This is a genomic window from Marichromatium sp. AB32 (genome assembly GCF_003718675.1).
GTDB classification, from domain to species: Bacteria; Pseudomonadota; Gammaproteobacteria; order Chromatiales; family Chromatiaceae; genus Marichromatium; species Marichromatium gracile.
The window spans coordinates 58,605-77,070 of sequence record NZ_RHFJ01000011.1 but is presented as its reverse complement, the minus strand read 5'-3'; the positions used below and the strand labels follow the sequence as shown (position 1 = coordinate 77,070).

At 69.7% G+C, this 18,466-nt stretch carries 18 protein-coding genes; 8 read left to right on the top strand and 10 right to left on the bottom strand.

The window, feature by feature from the left end; all coding sequences use genetic code 11:
* From ettA to EBL85_RS05790, 3 genes are all read left to right on the top strand, one after another.
* A partial coding sequence (ettA, locus tag EBL85_RS05800; RefSeq protein WP_123142383.1) for an energy-dependent translational throttle protein EttA occupies nucleotides 1-1,053 on the top strand: 1,053 nt, incomplete at its 5' end.
* A 98-nt stretch (nucleotides 1,054-1,151) separates the two neighbouring features.
* Nucleotides 1,152-2,030 carry an ATP-binding protein gene (locus EBL85_RS05795; RefSeq protein ID WP_123139867.1) on the top strand — a complete coding sequence of 293 codons (879 nt, stop codon included), beginning with the start codon at nucleotides 1,152-1,154 and terminating at the stop codon, nucleotides 2,028-2,030.
* A 68-nt stretch (nucleotides 2,031-2,098) separates the two neighbouring features.
* Nucleotides 2,099-2,710, top strand: coding sequence for a hypothetical protein (locus EBL85_RS05790; protein WP_123142382.1), 612 nt, complete (start codon nucleotides 2,099-2,101; stop codon nucleotides 2,708-2,710).
* A gap of 46 nt (nucleotides 2,711-2,756) precedes the next feature.
* Here EBL85_RS05790 and EBL85_RS05785 read toward each other — a convergent pair whose 3' ends face one another.
* The 3 genes from EBL85_RS05785 to EBL85_RS05775 are packed head-to-tail and all read right to left on the bottom strand — an operon-like array spanning nucleotide 2,757 to nucleotide 5,452.
* Entirely contained in the window at nucleotides 2,757-3,767 is a 1,011-nt protein-coding gene (locus tag EBL85_RS05785; RefSeq protein WP_123142381.1) for a S49 family peptidase, read from the bottom strand.
* A 21-nt stretch (nucleotides 3,768-3,788) separates the two neighbouring features.
* Nucleotides 3,789-4,454: an HAD family hydrolase gene (locus EBL85_RS05780; RefSeq protein WP_123142380.1), complete on the bottom strand. Its 666-nt coding sequence runs from the start codon at nucleotides 4,452-4,454 to the stop codon at nucleotides 3,789-3,791.
* A complete protein-coding gene (locus EBL85_RS05775) occupies nucleotides 4,451-5,452 on the bottom strand; it encodes an RluA family pseudouridine synthase (protein ID WP_190288044.1) in 1,002 nt (333 codons plus the stop codon). Before EBL85_RS05775 ends, EBL85_RS05780 begins: the two co-directional genes overlap by 4 nt.
* A 582-nt stretch (nucleotides 5,453-6,034) precedes the next feature.
* On the opposite strand from EBL85_RS05775, the gene EBL85_RS05770 reads away from it, so the two are divergent.
* The 4 genes from EBL85_RS05770 to EBL85_RS05755 all read left to right on the top strand — a co-directional run bounded on the left by EBL85_RS05770 (nucleotide 6,035) and on the right by EBL85_RS05755 (nucleotide 12,452).
* Nucleotides 6,035-9,160, top strand: coding sequence for an Rne/Rng family ribonuclease (locus EBL85_RS05770; protein WP_123142379.1), 3,126 nt, complete (start codon nucleotides 6,035-6,037; stop codon nucleotides 9,158-9,160).
* 145 nt (nucleotides 9,161-9,305) lie between these two features.
* Nucleotides 9,306-10,535 (top strand): sulfotransferase, encoded by a 1,230-nt coding sequence (locus EBL85_RS05765; protein ID WP_123142378.1) that lies wholly within the window; start codon nucleotides 9,306-9,308, stop codon nucleotides 10,533-10,535.
* Entirely contained in the window at nucleotides 10,529-11,695 is a 1,167-nt protein-coding gene (locus EBL85_RS05760; protein WP_123142377.1) for a glycosyltransferase, read from the top strand. Before EBL85_RS05765 ends, EBL85_RS05760 begins: the two co-directional genes overlap by 7 nt.
* Before the next feature lie 28 nt (nucleotides 11,696-11,723).
* The gene (locus EBL85_RS05755) at nucleotides 11,724-12,452 is read left to right on the top strand and encodes a DUF2334 domain-containing protein (protein ID WP_369964118.1); all 729 of its coding nucleotides are present in this window, start codon (nucleotides 11,724-11,726) and stop codon (nucleotides 12,450-12,452) included.
* On the opposite strand, the gene EBL85_RS05750 is transcribed toward EBL85_RS05755, so the two are convergent.
* Together EBL85_RS05750 and EBL85_RS05745 are read right to left on the bottom strand one after the other, a co-directional pair.
* Nucleotides 12,433-12,921: a low molecular weight protein-tyrosine-phosphatase gene (locus tag EBL85_RS05750; RefSeq protein ID WP_123139875.1), complete on the bottom strand. Its 489-nt coding sequence runs from the start codon at nucleotides 12,919-12,921 to the stop codon at nucleotides 12,433-12,435. The two genes, EBL85_RS05755 and EBL85_RS05750, sit on opposite strands and share 20 nt — an antisense overlap.
* Nucleotides 12,922-12,983: 62 nt before the next feature.
* The gene (locus tag EBL85_RS05745) at nucleotides 12,984-13,367 is read right to left on the bottom strand and encodes a hypothetical protein (RefSeq protein ID WP_132230373.1); all 384 of its coding nucleotides are present in this window, start codon (nucleotides 13,365-13,367) and stop codon (nucleotides 12,984-12,986) included.
* A gap of 164 nt (nucleotides 13,368-13,531) precedes the next feature.
* On the opposite strand from EBL85_RS05745, the gene EBL85_RS05740 reads away from it, so the two are divergent.
* Nucleotides 13,532-13,852: a hypothetical protein gene (locus EBL85_RS05740; protein ID WP_005224395.1), complete on the top strand. Its 321-nt coding sequence runs from the start codon at nucleotides 13,532-13,534 to the stop codon at nucleotides 13,850-13,852.
* 10 nt (nucleotides 13,853-13,862) lie between these two features.
* Here the strand turns inward: EBL85_RS05740 and kdsB are convergent, their stop codons facing one another.
* Genes kdsB through EBL85_RS05715 form a run of 5 tightly spaced genes read right to left on the bottom strand, consistent with a single transcriptional unit; the run spans nucleotide 13,863 to nucleotide 18,450 of the window.
* Nucleotides 13,863-14,633, bottom strand: coding sequence for a 3-deoxy-manno-octulosonate cytidylyltransferase (gene kdsB / locus EBL85_RS05735; RefSeq protein WP_123139877.1), 771 nt, complete (start codon nucleotides 14,631-14,633; stop codon nucleotides 13,863-13,865).
* Nucleotides 14,626-15,618, bottom strand: coding sequence for a tetraacyldisaccharide 4'-kinase (gene lpxK / locus EBL85_RS05730; protein ID WP_123142375.1), 993 nt, complete (start codon nucleotides 15,616-15,618; stop codon nucleotides 14,626-14,628). The genes kdsB and lpxK overlap by 8 nt, the downstream gene beginning before the upstream one ends.
* Nucleotides 15,618-17,399, bottom strand: coding sequence for a lipid A export permease/ATP-binding protein MsbA (gene msbA, locus EBL85_RS05725; RefSeq protein WP_123139879.1), 1,782 nt, complete (start codon nucleotides 17,397-17,399; stop codon nucleotides 15,618-15,620). Before msbA ends, lpxK begins: the two co-directional genes overlap by 1 nt.
* The gene (locus tag EBL85_RS05720) at nucleotides 17,396-17,824 is read right to left on the bottom strand and encodes a biopolymer transporter ExbD (protein ID WP_123139880.1); all 429 of its coding nucleotides are present in this window, start codon (nucleotides 17,822-17,824) and stop codon (nucleotides 17,396-17,398) included. The genes msbA and EBL85_RS05720 overlap by 4 nt, the downstream gene beginning before the upstream one ends.
* Nucleotides 17,821-18,450, bottom strand: coding sequence for a MotA/TolQ/ExbB proton channel family protein (locus EBL85_RS05715; RefSeq protein WP_123139881.1), 630 nt, complete (start codon nucleotides 18,448-18,450; stop codon nucleotides 17,821-17,823). The genes EBL85_RS05720 and EBL85_RS05715 overlap by 4 nt, the downstream gene beginning before the upstream one ends.
* Nucleotides 18,451-18,466 lie beyond the last annotated feature (16 nt).

Genomic DNA, 18,466 nt, shown 5'->3' with positions numbered 1-18,466 from the left:
CACGACTACCCCGGCACCGTGGTCGCGGTCACCCACGACCGCTACTTCCTCGACAACGTCGCCGGCTGGATCCTCGAGCTCGACCGCGGTCACGGCATCCCCTGGGAGGGCAACTACTCGAGCTGGCTGGAGCAGAAGGAGAAGCGTCTGGAGCTCGAGCAGAAGCAGGAGCAGGCGCGCATCAAGACCATGAAGCAGGAGCTCGAGTGGGTGCGCAGCAACCCCAAGGGCCGTCACGCCAAGAGCAAGGCGCGTCTGGCCCGCTTCGAGGAGCTGCAGTCGCAGGAGTTCCAGTCGCGCAACGAGACCAACGAGATCTACATCCCGCCGGGCCCGCGTCTCGGCGACCTGGTGGTCGAGGCCGAGGGCCTGCGCAAGGGCTACGGCGACCGGCTGCTCTACGAGAACCTCTCGTTCAACCTGCCCAAGGGCGGCATCGTCGGTGTGATCGGTCCCAACGGCGCGGGCAAGACCACGCTGTTTCGCATCCTCACCGGCCAGGAACAGGCCGACTCGGGCACCCTGCGCGTCGGCGAGACGGTCGACATCGCCTGCGTCGACCAGAGCCGCGACACCCTCGACGACAGCAAGACGGTGTGGGAGGAGATCTCCAACGGCGCCGACAACATCGTCGTCGGTCGCTACGAGATGCCCTCGCGCGCCTACTGCAGCCGCTTCAACTTCAAGGGCTCCGACCAGCAAAAGCGCATCGGCGACCTCTCCGGCGGTGAGCGCAATCGCGTCCACCTGGCCAAGCTGCTCAAGCGCGGCGGCAACCTGTTGCTGCTCGACGAACCGACCAACGACCTCGACGTCGAGACCCTGCGCGCGCTCGAAGAGGCACTGCTCACCTTCCCCGGCTGCGCCGTGGTGATCAGCCACGACCGCTGGTTCCTCGACCGTATCGCCACCCACATCCTCGCCTTCGAGGGTGACTCGCAGGTGACCTGGTTCGAGGGCAACTACGCCGACTACGAGGCCGACCGTCACCGCCGACTCGGCACCGACGCCGACCAGCCTCACCGCATCAAGTACCGCAAGCTCTCGGCCTGACCCGCCCCGGCGCCGCCACAACGGCGCCGGTCGTCCGGGCAGATCCGACACCGGGCGCCCGCCCACCCGGGCGGGCGTCGCACACCCCAGGAATGCCCATGTCCGAACTCGAACACCTCTTCGCCCGTGCCGAGACCCTGATCGACCGTCTCGAGCGGGTGCTCGTCCCCCACACCCCGACACCCGACTGGTCGGCCCACGCCTACCTCTGGCGCCGGCGCGGCGACCACGGCGGCGAGTTGCAGGCATTGCCCGCGCCGCACCGGCTCGCGCTCGACGACCTGCTCTGCCTGGAGCGGCAGAAGCAGGAGATCCTGCGCAACACCGAGCAGTTCCTCGCCGGGCGCAGCGCCAACAATGTGCTGCTGTGGGGCTCGCGCGGCACCGGCAAGTCATCGCTGGTCAAGGCCGTGTTCAATGCGCTGCGCGAACAGGGCCTGCGGCTGATCGAGGTCGACCGCGACGACCTGCTGCAGCTGCCCGACATCCTCGCGCTGATCCGCGATCGCCCCGAGCGCTTCATCCTGTTCTGCGACGACCTCTCCTTCGAGCCCGGCGAGTCGAGCTACAAGGCGCTCAAGGCCGCGCTCGACGGCTCGATCGCCGCCACCCCCGAGAACCTGCTGATCTACGCCACCTCCAACCGCCGCCACCTGCTGCCCGAGTTCCACTCCGAGAACCGCGAGGCGCGGGTGGTCGACGGCGAGCTGCACCAGGGCGAATCGGTCGAGGAGAAGATCTCGCTGTCCGATCGCTTCGGACTGTGGGTCTCCTTCCACCCCTTCAGCCAGACGCAGTACCTGGCGGTGGTGCGCCACTGGCTGGAACGGTTGGAGCACGCTGGGTTGAACGAGGACTGGCCCGAGATCGAACGCGCCGCACTGCAATGGGCGCTGCGCCGCGGCTCGCGCAGCGGGCGCACCGCCTGGCAGTTCGCGCGCGACTGGGCCGGGCGGATGCGAACGGGCGAGGTCTGACGGAGGGCTGCCGACGACACGGGTTCGGTGGATAATCGGGTGGCGAAACACGCTATGGAGACCATCGCATGAAACAAACCAGCCCGCTGTACGCCGCCCTCCTCGCCCTCGGCCTGCCCCTGACGGCGAGTGCCGCCGCCGACCCGGTGATCGAGCAGATCGAGGCGGCCGAGACGGCCTACGAGGACGGCGCCCTGCGCGGGGCCATCGGTCACCTCGAGGCGGCCATCGCCGAGGTCCAGGAGAAGATCAGCGCGGGCCTGCTCGAACTGCTGCCCGAGCCGCTCTCCGGCTGGCAGGCCGATGAGGCGGTGGCCGAGTCCGGCGGCATGGCGAGCATGATCACCGGTACCCACCTGAGCCGTCGCTACTATCGCGAGGACGGCAGCGACCTGACGCTCAGCCTGATGGCCGACTCGCCGATGATGCCGATGCTGACCATGGCGCTGTCGATGCCGATGATGATGCAGGGCAACCCCGAGCTCAAACCCTATGCCCTCGCCGGCCATCGCGGCATGGTCGAACACGCCTCCGGCACGCGCGACTACGAGATCACCCTGATGGTCGGCAGTCGGCTGGTGGTCCAGGCCCAGGGGACGGGGCTGGATGACAAGGGCGCGCTCGAGGACTATCTCAAGCAGCTCGACTTCGATGCGATCGAGGAGGCGCTGGGCAACTGATCGCGGTCTGCCCCGGCGATGCGCGGTGCGCGTCGCCGGGGTGGTCTCAGCGCAGCACCCCGGCGTCGAGCCCGCCGAACAGGGCGCCGAGCGCCCCGGCCATGCCGCCACCGAGCCGCTCGGCGAAGGAGTCGAGCAGGTCGCGCTTCTGGGTGTAGTCGACCACGGTCTCGGTGCCGAGCTGCTCGCGCGCCACCGTCCCGGCGCTCGCCAGACCATCGATCAGGCCCAGCTCGAGCGCTTGCTCGCCACTCCAGAACAGCCCGCTGAAGAGTTCGTCGCCGCCCTGGAGACGATCGCCACGGCCTTCCCGGACCTCGGCGATGAACTGCTGGTGCAGGGTATCGAGCACCCCCTGGATGAAGACGCGCTGCGACTCGGGCAGCGGCGAGAAGGGATCGAGAATACCCTTGTTGGCGCCGGCGGTGAGCAGCCGGCGCTCGATGCCGAGGTCGGCGAGCAGGCGATCGAGCCCGAAGCTGCCGATGCGTACCCCGATCGAGCCGACCAGGCTGGCCTTGTCGGCATAGATGGCATCGGCGCCGACGGCGATGTAATAGCCCCCCGAGGCGCAGAGATCGGCGGCCACTGCGTACACCGGCAGGTCGTCGCCATCATGGGCCTCGCGATATTTCGCCTTGAGCCGAGCGATCTCGTCGTTGATGTAACCGGCCTGCACCGGACTGCCGCCGGGGCTGTTGATACGCAGGATCACCCCCTCGACCTTGTCGTTGTCGAAGGCCTTGCGCAGCGCCCCGACCACCCGATCGGCGCTGGCGTCACTGTCGGCGGCGATCACCCCGTCGACCTCGATCAGCGCCGCGTGCGGCTCGGTCAGCTCCATGCGCCGATCCCAGTCGCGCACCGAGGCGGCCACCACCAGCCCCACCAGATAGAGCAGGATCAACAGCTTGAGCACCAGCCCCCAGCGCCGCGCGCGGCGGCGCTCACGCATGTAGTCGAGCGCCAGATGGTTGATCAGCGCCCGCTCCCAGCCGGGCTGGTCGGGGTCGGGCATCGGCGGCTTGCGCCAGCGTTTCCAGAATCGCCACTGCATGGTCTCGGTCTCCGTCCTGCTTCAGATCTCGGTCATCGCACGCGCGGCCAGCCACTCCGGGATCGCGCTCACCGCGTCCAGACAGTCCAGCGGCTGGTGCGCGCGCAGTCGCTCCGGGGGGTGAACCCCGTAGCTCACCGCCAACCCCGCCACCCCGGCGTTGCGCGCCATCTGCATGTCGAACTCGGTATCACCGATCATCAGCGTCTCGGCGGCACTGGCACCGAGCTCGTCCATCAGCTCCAGGAGCATCTGCGGGTGGGGCTTGGAGAAGGTCTCGTCGGCGCAACGGGTGGCATGGAAGAACTCGCCCAGCCCGGTCTCGCGCAGCGCCTTGTCGAGCCCGGCGCGACTCTTGCCGGTGGCCACCGCCAGCCGACAGCCGCGCTCGGTCAGCGTCGAGAGCACCTCGGCGGCGCCCGCGAACAACGCCGAGGCGTTCGGCGTGGCACCGAGGAAGCGACGCCGATAGGCGAGGATCAGCGCCTCATAGACCTCGGGCTCAGCCCCCGGCAGCAACTCCCGCGTGCCCCGCTCCAGGCTCAGCCCGATGATCTCGCGCGCCGCCTCGCGCGGCGGCGGCTCCAGGCCCAGCTCGACGAAGGCACGCTGCATGCAATCGACGATATGGGCCTCGGAATCCATCAGGGTGCCGTCCCAGTCGAACACGATCAGCTCGAAACTCACGCGGTCTCCTCCAGTGCGTCCAGCAGCCGCTGCAGCGTCTCCGGCAGCGGCGCCTCGACGTGCAGCGGCCGACTCATGTATTCGGCGCGAAAGCTCAGCGCCGCGGCGTGCAGGAACAATCGATCGAGCCCGAGCGCCCTGAGTTCCCGGTTCCAGTCATCGTCACCGTATTTGGGGTCGCCGGCGAGCGGCGCGCCGAGATGGGCGGCATGGACGCGGATCTGATGGGTGCGGCCGGTGACCAGGGTGGCCTCGACCAGGGTCGCCACCCGCGACCCGGCGCGCAAGCGCCGCAGCCGGCGGAAGCGGGTGCGCGAGGCCTTGCCCTCGACCGGATCGACGCTGACCATGCGCTCGCCGCCGCGCAGCACGTTCTTGCGCAGCGGCGCGTCGACGGTCATCTCGGCGCGCGGCAGCTCGCCGCCGATCAACGCCAGATAGCGCTTCTCGATGCCATCCTCGCGCATCATCCGGTGCAGCTCGCGCAGCGCGCTGCGCCGCTTGGTCACCACCAGGCAACCGGAGGTGTCGCGATCGAGCCGGTGCACCAGCTCGAGCTCGCGCCCGGGATGGAGCTGGCGCAGCGACTCGATCAGCCCGAAGCTCAGTCCGCTGCCGCCGTGCACCGCCAGCCCCGAGGGCTTGTCGATCACCAGCAGCCGGTTGTCCTCGTAGAGCACCGCGCCCTCGAGCCGCGCCAGCCAGCCCTCGGGCGCGCGCGCCGGGGCGCGCTGCTCGGGCAGACGCAGCGGCGGGATGCGCACCATGTCCCCGGCGCGCAGCCGATGGCTGGCCTTGACCCGCCCCTTGTTCACCCGCACCTCTCCACGACGGAGTATGCGATAGAGATGGCTGCGCGGAACGCCCTTGATGAAACGGAGCAGGAAGTTATCGATACGCTGTCCGTCGGACTCGGCATCGACGCGGACCAGACGCGGCCCGGTATCCGCACCGCCCTTGGCGGACGCGGGATCTGGATGGGAATCTGGTGGACTCAAAGGGGATAGCCTTGCCTTGTTGGCTCAATTGATGCTAATAGTCTTCGCTGCTACCATGAATCGCTTGCGCTGGCCTGTGGAATATCGATCATTCCGGGAGCGGCGAGCGCAGCCGAAGGTTGGTCCGCGCCCACTCGAAACCGGCCGGGACGACGCCTTCGCGCCGGAAGCCGTCTTTCGACATCTTAGCCACGCCTGCCCGAGGGCAGCATTGGGTATCGCGCGCGGACTCGAGCAGCGAGCAATCGCGCATTCTACACCCTCTGCGTTCCGCGCGCCGTGCGCCAAGGCAGGCCAACGCATCCGGCACCACCCTCGCCGCTCCGAACACCTCCCCCTCCGCATGGACGGGGACAAGAACCCGCGGGCGCCCGCCAGCGCCCGTCAACGATAGTTCATGCGCGCGTGCCCGTTCCGGGTCCCGTCTGGAGGCGACCGAACGGACAGTGCTGATGCCGTCGGATCCTTGCTCACCGTGGGACGAACGGCAACGCGCCGAGCCGCCCCCAGGTCAGCCACCGGGGGTCCGCGGCGAACCGTCCCCCATGACGGGACACGCGCCGTGGTGAGAGAAGGAACAACATGAAAAGAATGCTGATCAACGCAACTCAGCCGGAAGAGTTGCGCGTCGCGACCGTCGACGGTCAACTGCTCTACAACCTCGACATCGAATCCCCCGGCCGGGAACTGAAGAAGGCCAACATCTACAAGGGCACCATCACCCGCGTCGAGCCCAGCCTCGAGGCCGCCTTCGTCGACTATGGCGCCGAGCGCCACGGCTTCCTCCCACTCAAAGAGATCGCCCGCGCCTATTTCGAGCCCGACTCGGTCAAGCCCGGCTCGCGCATCAACATCAAGGAGGCGGTACGCGAGGGCCGCGAGGTGGTGGTGCAGATCGACAAGGAGGAGCGCGGCAACAAGGGCGCGGCGCTCACCACCTTCATCTCGCTGGCCGGGCGCTATCTGGTGCTGATGCCCAACAACCCGCGCGCCGGCGGGGTGTCGCGCCGCATCGAGGGCCAGGACCGCAGCGAGCTGCGCGACGCCATGAGCCAGCTCGAGATCCCCGAGGACATGGGGCTGATCGTGCGCACCGCCGGCGTCGGCAAGAGCGTCGAGGAATTGCAGTGGGATCTCGACTACCTGCTGCAGCTGTGGAAGGCGATCGAGACCTCCGGCGAGCAGCGCAAGGCGCCCTTCCTGATCTATCAGGAGAGCGATGTCATCATCCGCTCGATCCGCGACTATCTGCGCGCCGACATCGGCGAGATCGTCATCGACGACGCCGCCGTCTACGAACGCGCCGAGACCTTCATCCGTCAGGTGATGCCGCAGAACATCAAGAAGCTGCGCCGCTACGACGACGAGGTGCCGCTGTTCACCCGCTACCAGATCGAGACCCAGATCGAGTCGGCCTTCCAACGTGAGGTGCGCCTGCCCTCGGGCGGCTCGATCGTGATCGACCACGGCGAGGCGCTCACCGCCATCGACATCAACTCGGCGCGCGCCACCAAGGGCGCCGACATCGAGGAGACGGCGCTCAACACCAACCTCGAGGCGGCCGACGAGATCGCTCGCCAGCTGCGCCTGCGCGACCTCGGCGGCTTGTTCGTGATCGACTTCATCGACATGACCCCGCCGAAGAACCAGCGCGAGGTCGAGAACCGGCTGCGCGAGGCGCTCAAGCAGGATCGCGCCCGCGTCCAGGTGGCGCGGATCTCGCGCTTCGGACTGCTGGAGATGTCGCGCCAGCGACTGCGTCCCTCGCTCGGCGAATCGAGCCAGCAGGTCTGCCCGCGCTGCAAGGGTCAGGGCACCATCCGCGGGGTCGACTCGCTGGGCCTGTCGATCCTGCGGATAATCGAAGAGGAGGCGATGAAGGACAACACCCAGCGCATCCTCGCCCACCTGCCGGTCAGCGTCGCCACCTTCCTGCTCAACGAGAAACGCCGCACCATCGTCGACATCGAGCAGCGCCAGGAGGTCGAGATCCTGCTGGTCCCGAACGAACACCTGCTCACCCCCGACTACCAGATCGAGCGCATCCGCACCCAGGATGTCACCAAGCAGGACGAGGGCCGACAGAGCTACGAGATCGCCGCGGCCCCGCCCGAGCCGGAGGCCGAGTCGCGCTATACCCGACTGACCGCGCCACCGCGTATCGAGGAGCCGGCGGTCAAGCAGGTCACCCCCGCCACCCCGGTGCCGCAGCAGCGCCCGAACCCGCAGCGGACGACGCCCAAGACCCCGGCCGGACTTCAGGAGCCCGAGCGCAGCGAGCCCGAGAGCCTGATCAAACGGATCTGGACCGGGTTGTTTGCACCGCGCCAGATCGAGGCCCCGGCGAGCCCCCAGAGCGAATCTCAACACCACTCCGAGCGTGGCCACGCCAAGCCCCGCGGCGAGGGCGAGGGTGGCAAGTCCCGCGAGCGCAAGCGCAGCACCCCTCCGGAGGGGCGCGGCGGCGAAGGCGAGGAGAGCGGCCGCAGCGCGCGCAACGGCGAGGGCCGCAGCCGACGCAGCAGCACACGCAATCGTCCCCGCCGCAACGAGAACGGCGGTCGCGCCGCCAAGGGCAAGGGTGACGACGAGCGCACGCGCGAGCCGCAACAACCCCAGGGTGGTGAATCCAACAAGCCGCAGCGCAGCGATGCCGACGAGGCCCAGGAACAGTCCAGACGCAGCACCGAGGCGAGAACGGAGCGGTCGGCACCGGAGACGGCCAAGGGCAACGGCGAGAACACGACGCCACAACAGGATGGTGCCGGCGAACGACCGCGCTCGACCCGGCGGCGACGCGGCGGACGCAACCGCCGCCGCAGCAACCCCACCAACGGCGGCAACGAGCAGCCCAACGGCAACGACCGCGAACGCGCACCGACCCAGTCACGCGTCGAGCACAATGCAGCGACGGAGACAGAGGCACCGGCCACCGAGACCCGGCACAAGCCACAGGCGCTCCTGCCCGCGCCCCAGACAGGTGCCGAGGCCAAGCAGTCGGACAGCGACAGACAGTCCGCGAGGGCGAAGTCGGAGCCGTCCCAGGGCCAATCGAGCGCCGCAGCGCCCAAGCCGGAGACTGCCAAGGACAAGTCGACCGCCGCGTCAGCCAAGCCTGAAGCGGGCAAGGACAAGCCGACTGCCGAGACAGCCAAGCCGGAGTCGGGCAAGGACAAGCCGACTGCCGAGACAGCCAAGCCTGAACCGGGCAAGGACAGGCCGGCTGCCGAGACAGCCAAGCCTGAACCGGGCAAGGACAGGCCGGTCGCCGAGACAGCCAAGCCTGAACCGGGCAAGGACAAGCCGACTGCCGAGACAGCCAAGCCTGAACCGGGCAAGGACAAGCCGACTGCCGAGACAGCCAAGCCTGAACCGGGCAAGGACAAGCCGACTGCCGAGGCGCCCAGCGCTGAGACCGCGGCGCCCAGGCCGAAGCCCGCCGGGGAGCAACCCGCGGCGACCTCGAAACCCGAGAGCGGCGAGCACAAGAGCGCCACGGTGAGCAGGTCCGAACCGACCCGCGAGGCGCAGTCTCACTCAGAGACCGCGACGAGTGCGCCCACACCGCCCCCGGAGTCGCGACCACAGACGCCCCCCGCGGCGCCCAAACCCGCCACCGAGGCGCCAGCGGCAGCGCCGGAGCGCGCCCCGCGACCCGCGGCCACCGTCGAGAGCGAGAAACGGATCACGCAGGAAGACGGCGACTGAGGTCGCGATCGTCACCTCGTGCGTGCTAGGGTCCGCCCTGCTGCGGTTACCCTGAACCCGTGCGGGTCGTCATCGGCGACCCGCACGCATGCACCACCGGAGCCCGCAGGCGCACTCGTGGCGGCGCCCGGGCTGAGGACGGACGATGTTCAGACTCTTCATCTCCAGCCAGCTGCACCTCCTCGGGCTCGCCCTGCGCGCCCTCCTCCCCAGGCGCGGCGCCGGCCGGGCGGGTTATCTCCGCCCCCTGCTGATGCTCGGCTTCGTGCCGCTGTTCGCCCTGGTCCAGTTGATCCACTGGCTCGGGCTGGCGCTCGACGAGCTGCTCTACCCCGACTATCGCCGGGTCCAGGTCCGCGAGCCGCTGTTCATCCTCGGCGTACCGCGCAGCGGCACCACCCATCTCCACCGGGTGCTGGCCGAGGATCCCGGTGTCACCACCTTCACCACCTGGGAGTGTCTGTTCGCGCTCTCGATCACCGCCCGCCGCTTCTGGCTCGGCCTCGGCCGACTCGACGCCCGGCTCGGCGCCCCGCTCGCCCGGCTGTTGCGCCGGATCGAGCGCCACGCCTTCGGCGCCCTGGACGCGGTCCACAGCATGCGCCTCGATGACCCCGAGGAGGACTACTTCGCACTGCTGCCGGCGCTCGCCTGCTTCATCCTCATCCTCCCCTTCCCCGACTCGAGCCGACTGTGGCGGATGGGCAGCTTCGACCGCGACATGCCCGAGCCGCTGCGCAGCCAGCTCCTCGAGCACCATCATCGCTGTCTGCAGCGCCATCTCTACGTCCACGGCACGGACAAGCGACTGCTGTCGAAGAACGCCGCCTTCGCCCCGCTCGCCGGGGCGCTGCGCGCGCGCTATCCCGACGCCCGCTTCGTGGTCTGTCTGCGCGCCCCGCAGGAGACCCTGCCCTCGCAACTGAGCTCGATCGCCGGCGGCGCCAAGCTGTTCGGCGTCGGCGCGGTCGAGCCCGCGTTCGCGCGACGCATGATCGAGCAGCTCGGCTTCTACTACCACAACCTCGAACAGACCCTGGCCGAGGTCCCGGTCGAGCGCTGTGCCTGGGTGACCATGGCGCAGCTGCGCGGGCAGCTCGGCCCGAGCATCGAGACCATCTACAACCAGCTCGGACTCACGCTCGACGCCGACTACCGCGCCCGCCTCCAGCAGCGTCAGCGCCATGCCCGACGCTATCGCAGCGCGCACCAGTACAGCCTCGCGCAGTTCGGACTCGACGCCGAGCGTATCGAACACGAGCTCGGCGCCTGCTATCGTCGTCTGTGTGCGCGTGCCATCGATGATCGGGACGCGCCGCCATCCGCCGCACCCCCGGCACCCACGCGAACCACGGAAACCGCGTTGCCATGTTGAGCACCTCGTGCCCAGACCAGCTCACCGCGCAGTCCGACCCGATCGACGCCTCGGGGCTACGCGTGGCCATCCTCTCCGACGCCGCCCCCGAGCGTAACGGGGTCGGCGCCTACTATCGCGACCTCGCCGATCATCTGCGCGCCGCCGGCGCCCGGGTCGAGTTGATCGCGCCACGCTATCGCCGCGGCAGCTGGCACGGCGGACTGACCTTCCCGCTCCCCGGCGACCCGACCCAGAGGCTGCTGCTGCCCTCCTGGCCGCTGGTCAGCGGCCGACTGCGCCGGCTGCGTCCCAACGCCATCGTCGTCCCCACCCCCGGCCCCTTCGGCATGCTCGGCATGCACCTGGCCGGGCGGCGCGATATCGCCCTGGTGGTCGGCTTCCACACCCACTTCGAGGCGCTCACCGACCTCTTCCCCGAGTGGAGCGGCCTGCGCGCGCGCGTGGCCAACGCCTATCTCGGCACCTGCCACCGCATGCTGTTCCGCCGCAGCCAGCTGGTGCTCGCCAACTCCCACGAGATGGTCGAGGTGGCACGACGCATCGGCGCCGACCGCGCAGCGCTGATGGCCACGCCGATCGCCAAGCGCTTTCTCGACTGCCCGCCGCGACCGGTCGCACCCCGACTCGGGCGGGTCCTGTTCGCCGGTCGACTGGCCCCGGAGAAGAACCTCGAGAGCATCGTCGAGGCCGCACAACGACTCCCCGAGATCGAATTCCTGGTCGCCGGCGACGGGCCGCTGCGCCCCTGGCTCGAGCAACGCTGCGCCGAGCATCCCAACCTCAGACACCTCGGCTGGGTGCGGCGCGGCCAGATCATGGCCCTGCTCGACTCGGTCGACGCCCTGGTGCTGCCCTCCCGGGTCGAGTCCTTCGGCACCATCGCGCTCGAGGCGATGGCGCGCGCGCGCACCGTGGTGGTTTCCTCGGCATGCGGTATCCTCAGTTGGGAGCTGCTCGGACGCGGGCTGCACGCGATCGGCGAGGACGAGACGCTCGCCGAGGCACTGGCGCGGGTCCGCGCGCTCGACCCGGCACTGCGCGAGCGCAAGGCGCACCTGGCACGCGCGGCGGCGATCGAGATCAACCGCCGCAACCTTCAACACTGGCTATCGGTACTCTCGGGCGATCATGGACACAGCGTCGACATGCGCGACTGACGACACCACCCCCAGGACCCTGGTCTCGGTGCATGATGTGATGCCCGAGACCCTGCCTCGGGTCGAGCGGCTGCTCGCCCTGCTCGAGGCCGAGCGGGTCTATCCGGTCACCCTGCTGGTGATCCCCGGCGGCGCCTGGGATCGCACCGCCCTCGCGCGGCTACGCCAGTGGCAGCGACGCGGCCACGAGCTGGCCGGACACGGTTGGCACCATCGCGTCGAGCGCTACGGCGGCTGGTATCACCGCCTGCACGCGCGCCTCATCTCGCGTGACGTCGCCGAGCACCTGGCGCTCGATGCCGAGGGCATCGGCGCGCTGGTCAACCGCTGTCACGCCTGGTTCGGCGATCAGGGGCTGGACGCGCCCGAACTCTATGTACCGCCGGCCTGGGCGATGGGCCGGATCGCGCGCTCGGCGCTCGCCGAGCTGCCCTTCGAGCGCTACGAGTACCTCTCCGGGGTGCTCTCGGCCGAGAGCGGACTGTTCGCGCCGGTGCCGATGCTCGGCTACGAGGCCGACACCGCGGCGCGCGCCCGCGCGGTCCGGCTGTGGAACCGCATCAACCGCAGCCGCGCGCGCGCCCGGGGATGGCTGCGCATCGGCATCCACCCACGGGATCTCGAACTGCGTCTGGCCGAATCGCTGCGCCAGGACCTGCGACGCTACCGTCATCACAGCCGCTATGCCGCGCTCACCGAGCGCCGCCCGGACCACGACGAAGGCGACGGCGCCGGGGTCACAGAAAACGTGCGTTGAGATCCTCGAGCAGACCGCGCGCGGCCGCCTCGACCATGTCGAAGACCTGATCGAAGCCGCGCCGACCGCCGTAGTAGGGATCGGGCACCTCGCGCTGCGAATAGTCCGGGGCGAAGTCCATCAACAGCCCCAGGCGCGACTCCAGCCCGGGCGGGCAGAGCGCGGCGAGATGCGCGTAGTTGTCCTGATCCATCGCCAGCACATAGTCGAAGCGCTCGAAGTCATCGGCGCCGACACACCGAGCGCGCAGGTCGCGGATATCGATGCCACGGGCGCGCGCCGTGTCGCTGGCGCGCTGATCCGGGCGCGCGCCGACGTGATAGGCATGGGTGCCGGCCGAGTCGATCTCGACGAGCTGTTCGAGCCCACGGGCGCGCAGCAGTTGACGAAAGACGCCGTGGGCGGTCGGCGAACGACAGATATTGCCCATGCAGACGAACAGAACCCTGGCCTTGATCTCGTGTTTCACCTCGCTACTCCCTCTATCGCTGGCTGACACCGTCCCGATCATAGCAGCGCCCGACGCCGGACTCAGTCGCCGGCACGCTCGCGTCTGAGCCGCTGCGCCTCGCGCTGGCGTGCCTGGGCGGCGCTCTGGCGCTCGAGCCGCAACCGCCAGCCGCCGCTGTCGCGCGCCGGCGCGTCAAGGGACGGGGAAGCGGCGCGCGACTCACGCCGCAGCGACTGCCAGGCGCGCCGCTCGTCCTGGCGCTGCTCGAGCAGCCGCGTGCCCGTCTGCCGGGTCGGCGCCGGGCGGCGACCGGCGGGTGCGCGGGCAGCGCCCTCGAGTCGCAACCAACCGCCGGCACCAGCAGCCTCCGCGGCACCGACCGCGGCGGCATCGGCCCCGACCACGGGCATGGCGAGCGTCCAGATGAAGACGGTGACGAAGGTACGGATGATCGGTGCACTCATGGTCTCGACCTCCAGCGGCCTGTCCGCGTGATTGACCCGCAAGGTCAGGTGCTGGAGTCCGCGACTGGAAAGCTCAACCCGGTGGCGCCATCATCGAGCACAGGGACAGACGCGGCACGGAGGCCGAGACGACGGCGACAGGCTACACCCACCCGGGAGGCGCGATGCACACCAGACCCACGACCCCACAGGGCAGGCACGACCGCGAGGCGCTGCTGCACCAGGTCCGCACACTGCTCGGGCGCCGCTGTCGGCTGCGCGGCGCCTCCTGGAGACTGATCGACCTGCTCCCCGGCGAGGAGTTGCTGATCCTCGAGTCGGACGACGAGCACGCCGCCGAGATCCAGGCCGACCAGTACGGCCGGCCGCGCCAGCGACGCAATACCCTGCTGCAGGTACCGCTGTTCGACCGTCACCGCTGCCCCTCGGCACCGCTGCGCGAACTGCTCGACACCCTCACCCCGACCCTCGCACGGCGCCACTGAGGGCGACGCGTCAGTCGTCGGCGCTCATCCACGCCTCGGCACGCCCCAGGTCCTCGCGGGTATCGACCCCGGGGCCGGGGGTGCGCTCGGCGATGCCGACATGGATACGCTCGCCGTGCCACAGCACGCGCAGCTGTTCGAGCGACTCGGCGACCTCGAGCGGTGCCGGCGGCCAGGCGAGATAGCGCTCGAGGAACCCGGCGCGATAGGCGTAGAGCCCGATGTGACGGAGGAAGGTCACCGACTCGGGCAGGCTCGCGCGGCTGCCGAGGAACTCGTCGCGATGCCAGGGCAGCGGCGCGCGCGAGAAGTAGAGCGCGAAGCCCTCGACATCGGTCACCACCTTGACCACGTGCGGATCGAACAGCGCCTCGACCCGCCGGATCGGCGAGGCCAGGGTCGCCATCCCCGCCCCAGCGCACCCGGCCAGGTCGCTCGCCACCTGGTCGATCAGCGCCGCCGGCATGCAGGGCTCATCGCCCTGCAGGTTGACCACCACGGTGTCGGCCTCCCAACCACGCGCGGCGATCACCTCGGCTACCCGCTCGGTGCCGCTGCGGTGCTCCGTCGCGGTCAGCTGGGTCGCGGCACCGAGTCCGGCGCAGGCATCGAGGATGCGCGCGTCATCACTCGCCACCACCACCTCGTCGGCGCCGCTGGCGCAGGCCCGCGCCACCACGTGCCGGATCATCGGCTCCCCGGCGATCTCCAGCAGCGGCTTGCCCGGCAGCCTGGAGGAACCGTAACGCGCCGGAATCACCACCTTGAAACCCTTAGCCATGCCTCTTCACCCTTGCCAGTCGAGTCAACAGCCCCGCCAGCGAGTCGGCATCGAACTCGGCCTCGACGGGGACATACCAGTGATCACCGCCACCAAACCGGGCGCACTTGACCGCGTCCTTCTCGGTCATCAGCACCGGCCCCGCGGGCCAGGCCGCGACCTCGGCGGCGGTGAAGTCGTGATGATCGGGATAGGGGCGCGGGTCGAGCACCAGACCGTGCGTCTCGAGCATGGCGAAGAAACGATCGGGATTGCCGATCCCCGCCACCGCACACACCCGCCGGTCCCGGAAGGCCGCCAACGGACGGCTGCGCCCGGACCCATCGAGCGCCAGCGCCGCGCCCGGCACCAGTCGCATCCGCCCCGCCCCCGGCGGCGCCTCACCGCCGTTATGGAGCACCAGGTCGACCGCCTCGAGCCGGCGCGGCGGCTCGCGCAGCGGCCCGGCCGGCAGACAGCGGCGGTTGCCCAGCCCACGGCGACCATCGACCACGGCGATCTCGATATCGCGCGCCAGACGGTAGTGCTGCAGCCCGTCGTCGGTGAGCAACAGGTCGCAGTCGCAGCGATCGAGCGCGAAGCGCCCCGCCGCCACCCGATCGGCGCCGACCACCACCGGACAGCCGGCGTGGCGCGCGAGCAGCAGCGGCTCGTCGCCGACCTCCTCGGGGGCATCGCTCGGCGCAACCCGGCGCACCCCGTCCTCGCGCCGGCCATAGCCGCGGGTGAGGACTGCCGGTCGCCAGCCGTGCTCGCGCAGCAGTCGGGCCAGGGCGATCACCGCCGGGGTCTTGCCGGTGCCGCCGACGCTGAGGTTGCCGACCACCACCACCGGCACCGGCAACCGTGTGCTCGCCAGCCAGCCGCGCCGAAAACCCAGCCGCCGCAGCATGGCGAGCGCGCAATAGAGCGCGCCGAGGGGCGCGAGCAGCACGCCGAGCCAGTGCCGGGCGTACCAGACGCGGGCCGGATCGATCCAGCGCATCAGTCCTCGACCGCGAGACCGTCGTGGAACTGCAGCCGGTGCAGCCGCGCGTAATAGCCGTTGCGCTCGAGCAGCGCCTGATGGCTGCCCTGCTCGACGATCCGTCCGGCATCGAGCACGAGGATGCGGTCGGCGCGCTCGATGGTCGAGAGCCGATGAGCGATCATCAGCGTGGTGCGCTCCTCCATCAGCTCCTGGAGCGCGGCCTGGATGTGGCGCTCGGCCTCGGTGTCGAGCGCCGAGGTCGCCTCGTCGAGGATGAGGATGGGGGCGTCCTTGAGCATCGCGCGGGCGATCGCCAGACGCTGGCGCTGACCGCCCGAGAGCAGCACGCCGCGATCCCCCACCACGGTGTCGAAGCCCTGCGGCAGGGCGCGGATGAACTCCAGCGCGTGCGCGCTCTCGGCGACCTGTTCGAGCCGCTCGCGGCTCGGCGGCTCGGGCTGGCCATAGGCGATGTTGTTGGCGATGGTGTCGTTGAACAGCACCACGTCCTGGGTGACCAGCGAGATCTGACGGCGCAACGAGCCCAGGGTGAGGTCGCGGATCGGCGTGCCGTCGATCAGGATCTCGCCCTCGCTGGGGTCGTAGAAGCGTGGCAACAGGCTGGCGATGGTGCTCTTGCCGCTGCCCGAGCGCCCCACCAGGGCGATCTTCTCGCCCGGGGCGACGATCAGCTCCAGCTCGCGGATCGCCGGCGGCTTGTCCGGGCTGTAGCGATGGGTGACGCCGCGATACTCGATCCGTCCGGCGGCCCGCTCGACCTCGCCGCGCCCGCGGTCGTCCTCCTCCTCGGCGTCGAGCAGCTCGAACAGGCTCTCGGCGGCGATGATGCCGCGCTGCAGATGGGCGTTGACCGAGGTCAGACGCTTGACCGGCGGCAGCAGCAGTGCCATGGCGACGATGAAGGACATGAAGGTGCCGACCGAGATGTTGTCCTGCAGCCCCTGCATGGTCGAGAGATAGACGATCACCGCGATCGCCATCGCCGAGATCAGCTGCACCAGCGGCACGCTCGCCGCCTCGGTGGCGATCATCTTCATCTGCAGCGAACGGGTCTTCTCGTTGATCGCGCCGAAGTGACGCGCCTCGCGCGCCTGACCGCCGAAGGCCTTGACCACCCGATGGCCGTCGATCACCTCCTGGGCGACATGGGTGAGCTCGCCGACGCGGTCCTGGATGCGCTTGCTGTGACGGCGAAAGCGCTTGGTCGCGTACTTGATGGCGCCGGCCATCAACGGCCCGATGAGCAGGAAGATCACCGACAGCTCGGCGTCGAGATAGAGCATGTAGGCCATCAGCCCGAGCACGGTGAAGCCGTCGCGCACCAGGGTGGTGACCGCCGAGGTCGCGGCGGTGGCGACGTTCTCGACGTTGTAGGTGAGCTTGGCGAGCAGATGGCCCGAGCCGGTGTTGTCGAAATAGCGCGTCGGTGCGCGCAGCAGGTGCTCGAACATCTCCTGGCGGAGATCGGCCACCACCCGCCGTCCGACCCAGCTCAGACAGTAGTTGTTGACGAAGCCGGCGATACCGCGCCCGAGAAAGAGCGCGACCAGCAGCAGGGGCATCATCTGCACCACGGTCTCGTCGCGCTCGACGAAGCTGCCGTCGATCAGCGGCTGCATCATCGCCGCGAACAGCGGCTCGGTGATCGCAAAGGCGAGCATGCCGACGATGGAGACGGAGAACATCCGCCAGTAGGGGCGGACGTAGCCGAGCAGGCGGCGATAGATGGCGCTCGCCGCAGCGGGCGCCGGGGATGGTGTCTGCGGGTCGCTCATGGCGCCTCCCCGTTGCGGGTCGCGGCGAAGGCGACCTGATTGAGTCCTTGGCGCGCGGTGGCATCAAGCGCGGTCATCACCGCCTGGTGCGGGGTGCGGGCATCGGCCTGGATCAGCACCGGCGCGCTGTCGCGCCCGGCGAGCGCGGCGGCGATCGCGCGACCCAGGGTCGCGGCGTCGGCACCGAGCACCCGTCGCTCGCCGATGAAGAAGACCCCCTCGGCGTCGATCACGATGGTCAGGGTCTCGGGCGGCTCCTCGGCTGGCGCCGCCACCCCCTCGGCCTCGGGCAGCTGCACCCGCAGCCGCGCCTCGTCCTTGAAGCTGGTCGAGACCATGAAGAAGATCAGCAGCAGGAAGACCACGTCGATCAAGGGCGTCAGGTTGATGTCGATCGGGGTCTTGCGCTGGGGTCGGAGGTTCATGCCCCGGCCTCCACGGTATCCTCGCGCTCGCCCTTGATCACCTCGATCAGACGCAGCGACAACTCCTCCATGTCGACCACCAGACGCGAGACGCGGTTGTCGTAGAAGCGATGGAACATCAGCGTCGGGATCGCCACCGAGAGCCCGGCGGCGGTGGTGATCAGCGCCTCGGAGATGCCCCCGGCGAGCACCCCGGGATTGCCCACGCCGGCCTCCATGATCACCGCGAAGACATCGATCATGCCCAGCACGGTGCCGAGCAGGCCGAGCAGCGGGGTCACCGCGGCGATGGTGCCCAGGGTGTTGAGGAAGCGCTCCAGCTCGACGACCACCTGGCGACCGGTCTCGGCGATCGCCTCCTTCATCACCTCGCGCGAGTGCATCCGATTGGCCAGACCGGCGGCGAGCATCCGCCCCAGCGGCGAGCCGTAGCGGATCTCCTCGATCTGGGTGTCGGAGAGTTGACCGAGGCGGTAGAGCTGCCAGATCCGCGCCAGCAGCCCCGGCGGCATGATGCGGGCACGGCGCAGCATCCAGGCGCGTTCGATGACGATCGCGGTGGCGACCACGGAGCTGGCGATGATCGGCACCATCAACCAGCCGCCGGCGTACATCAGATCTAGCAAGGGCGAACTCCTCGGC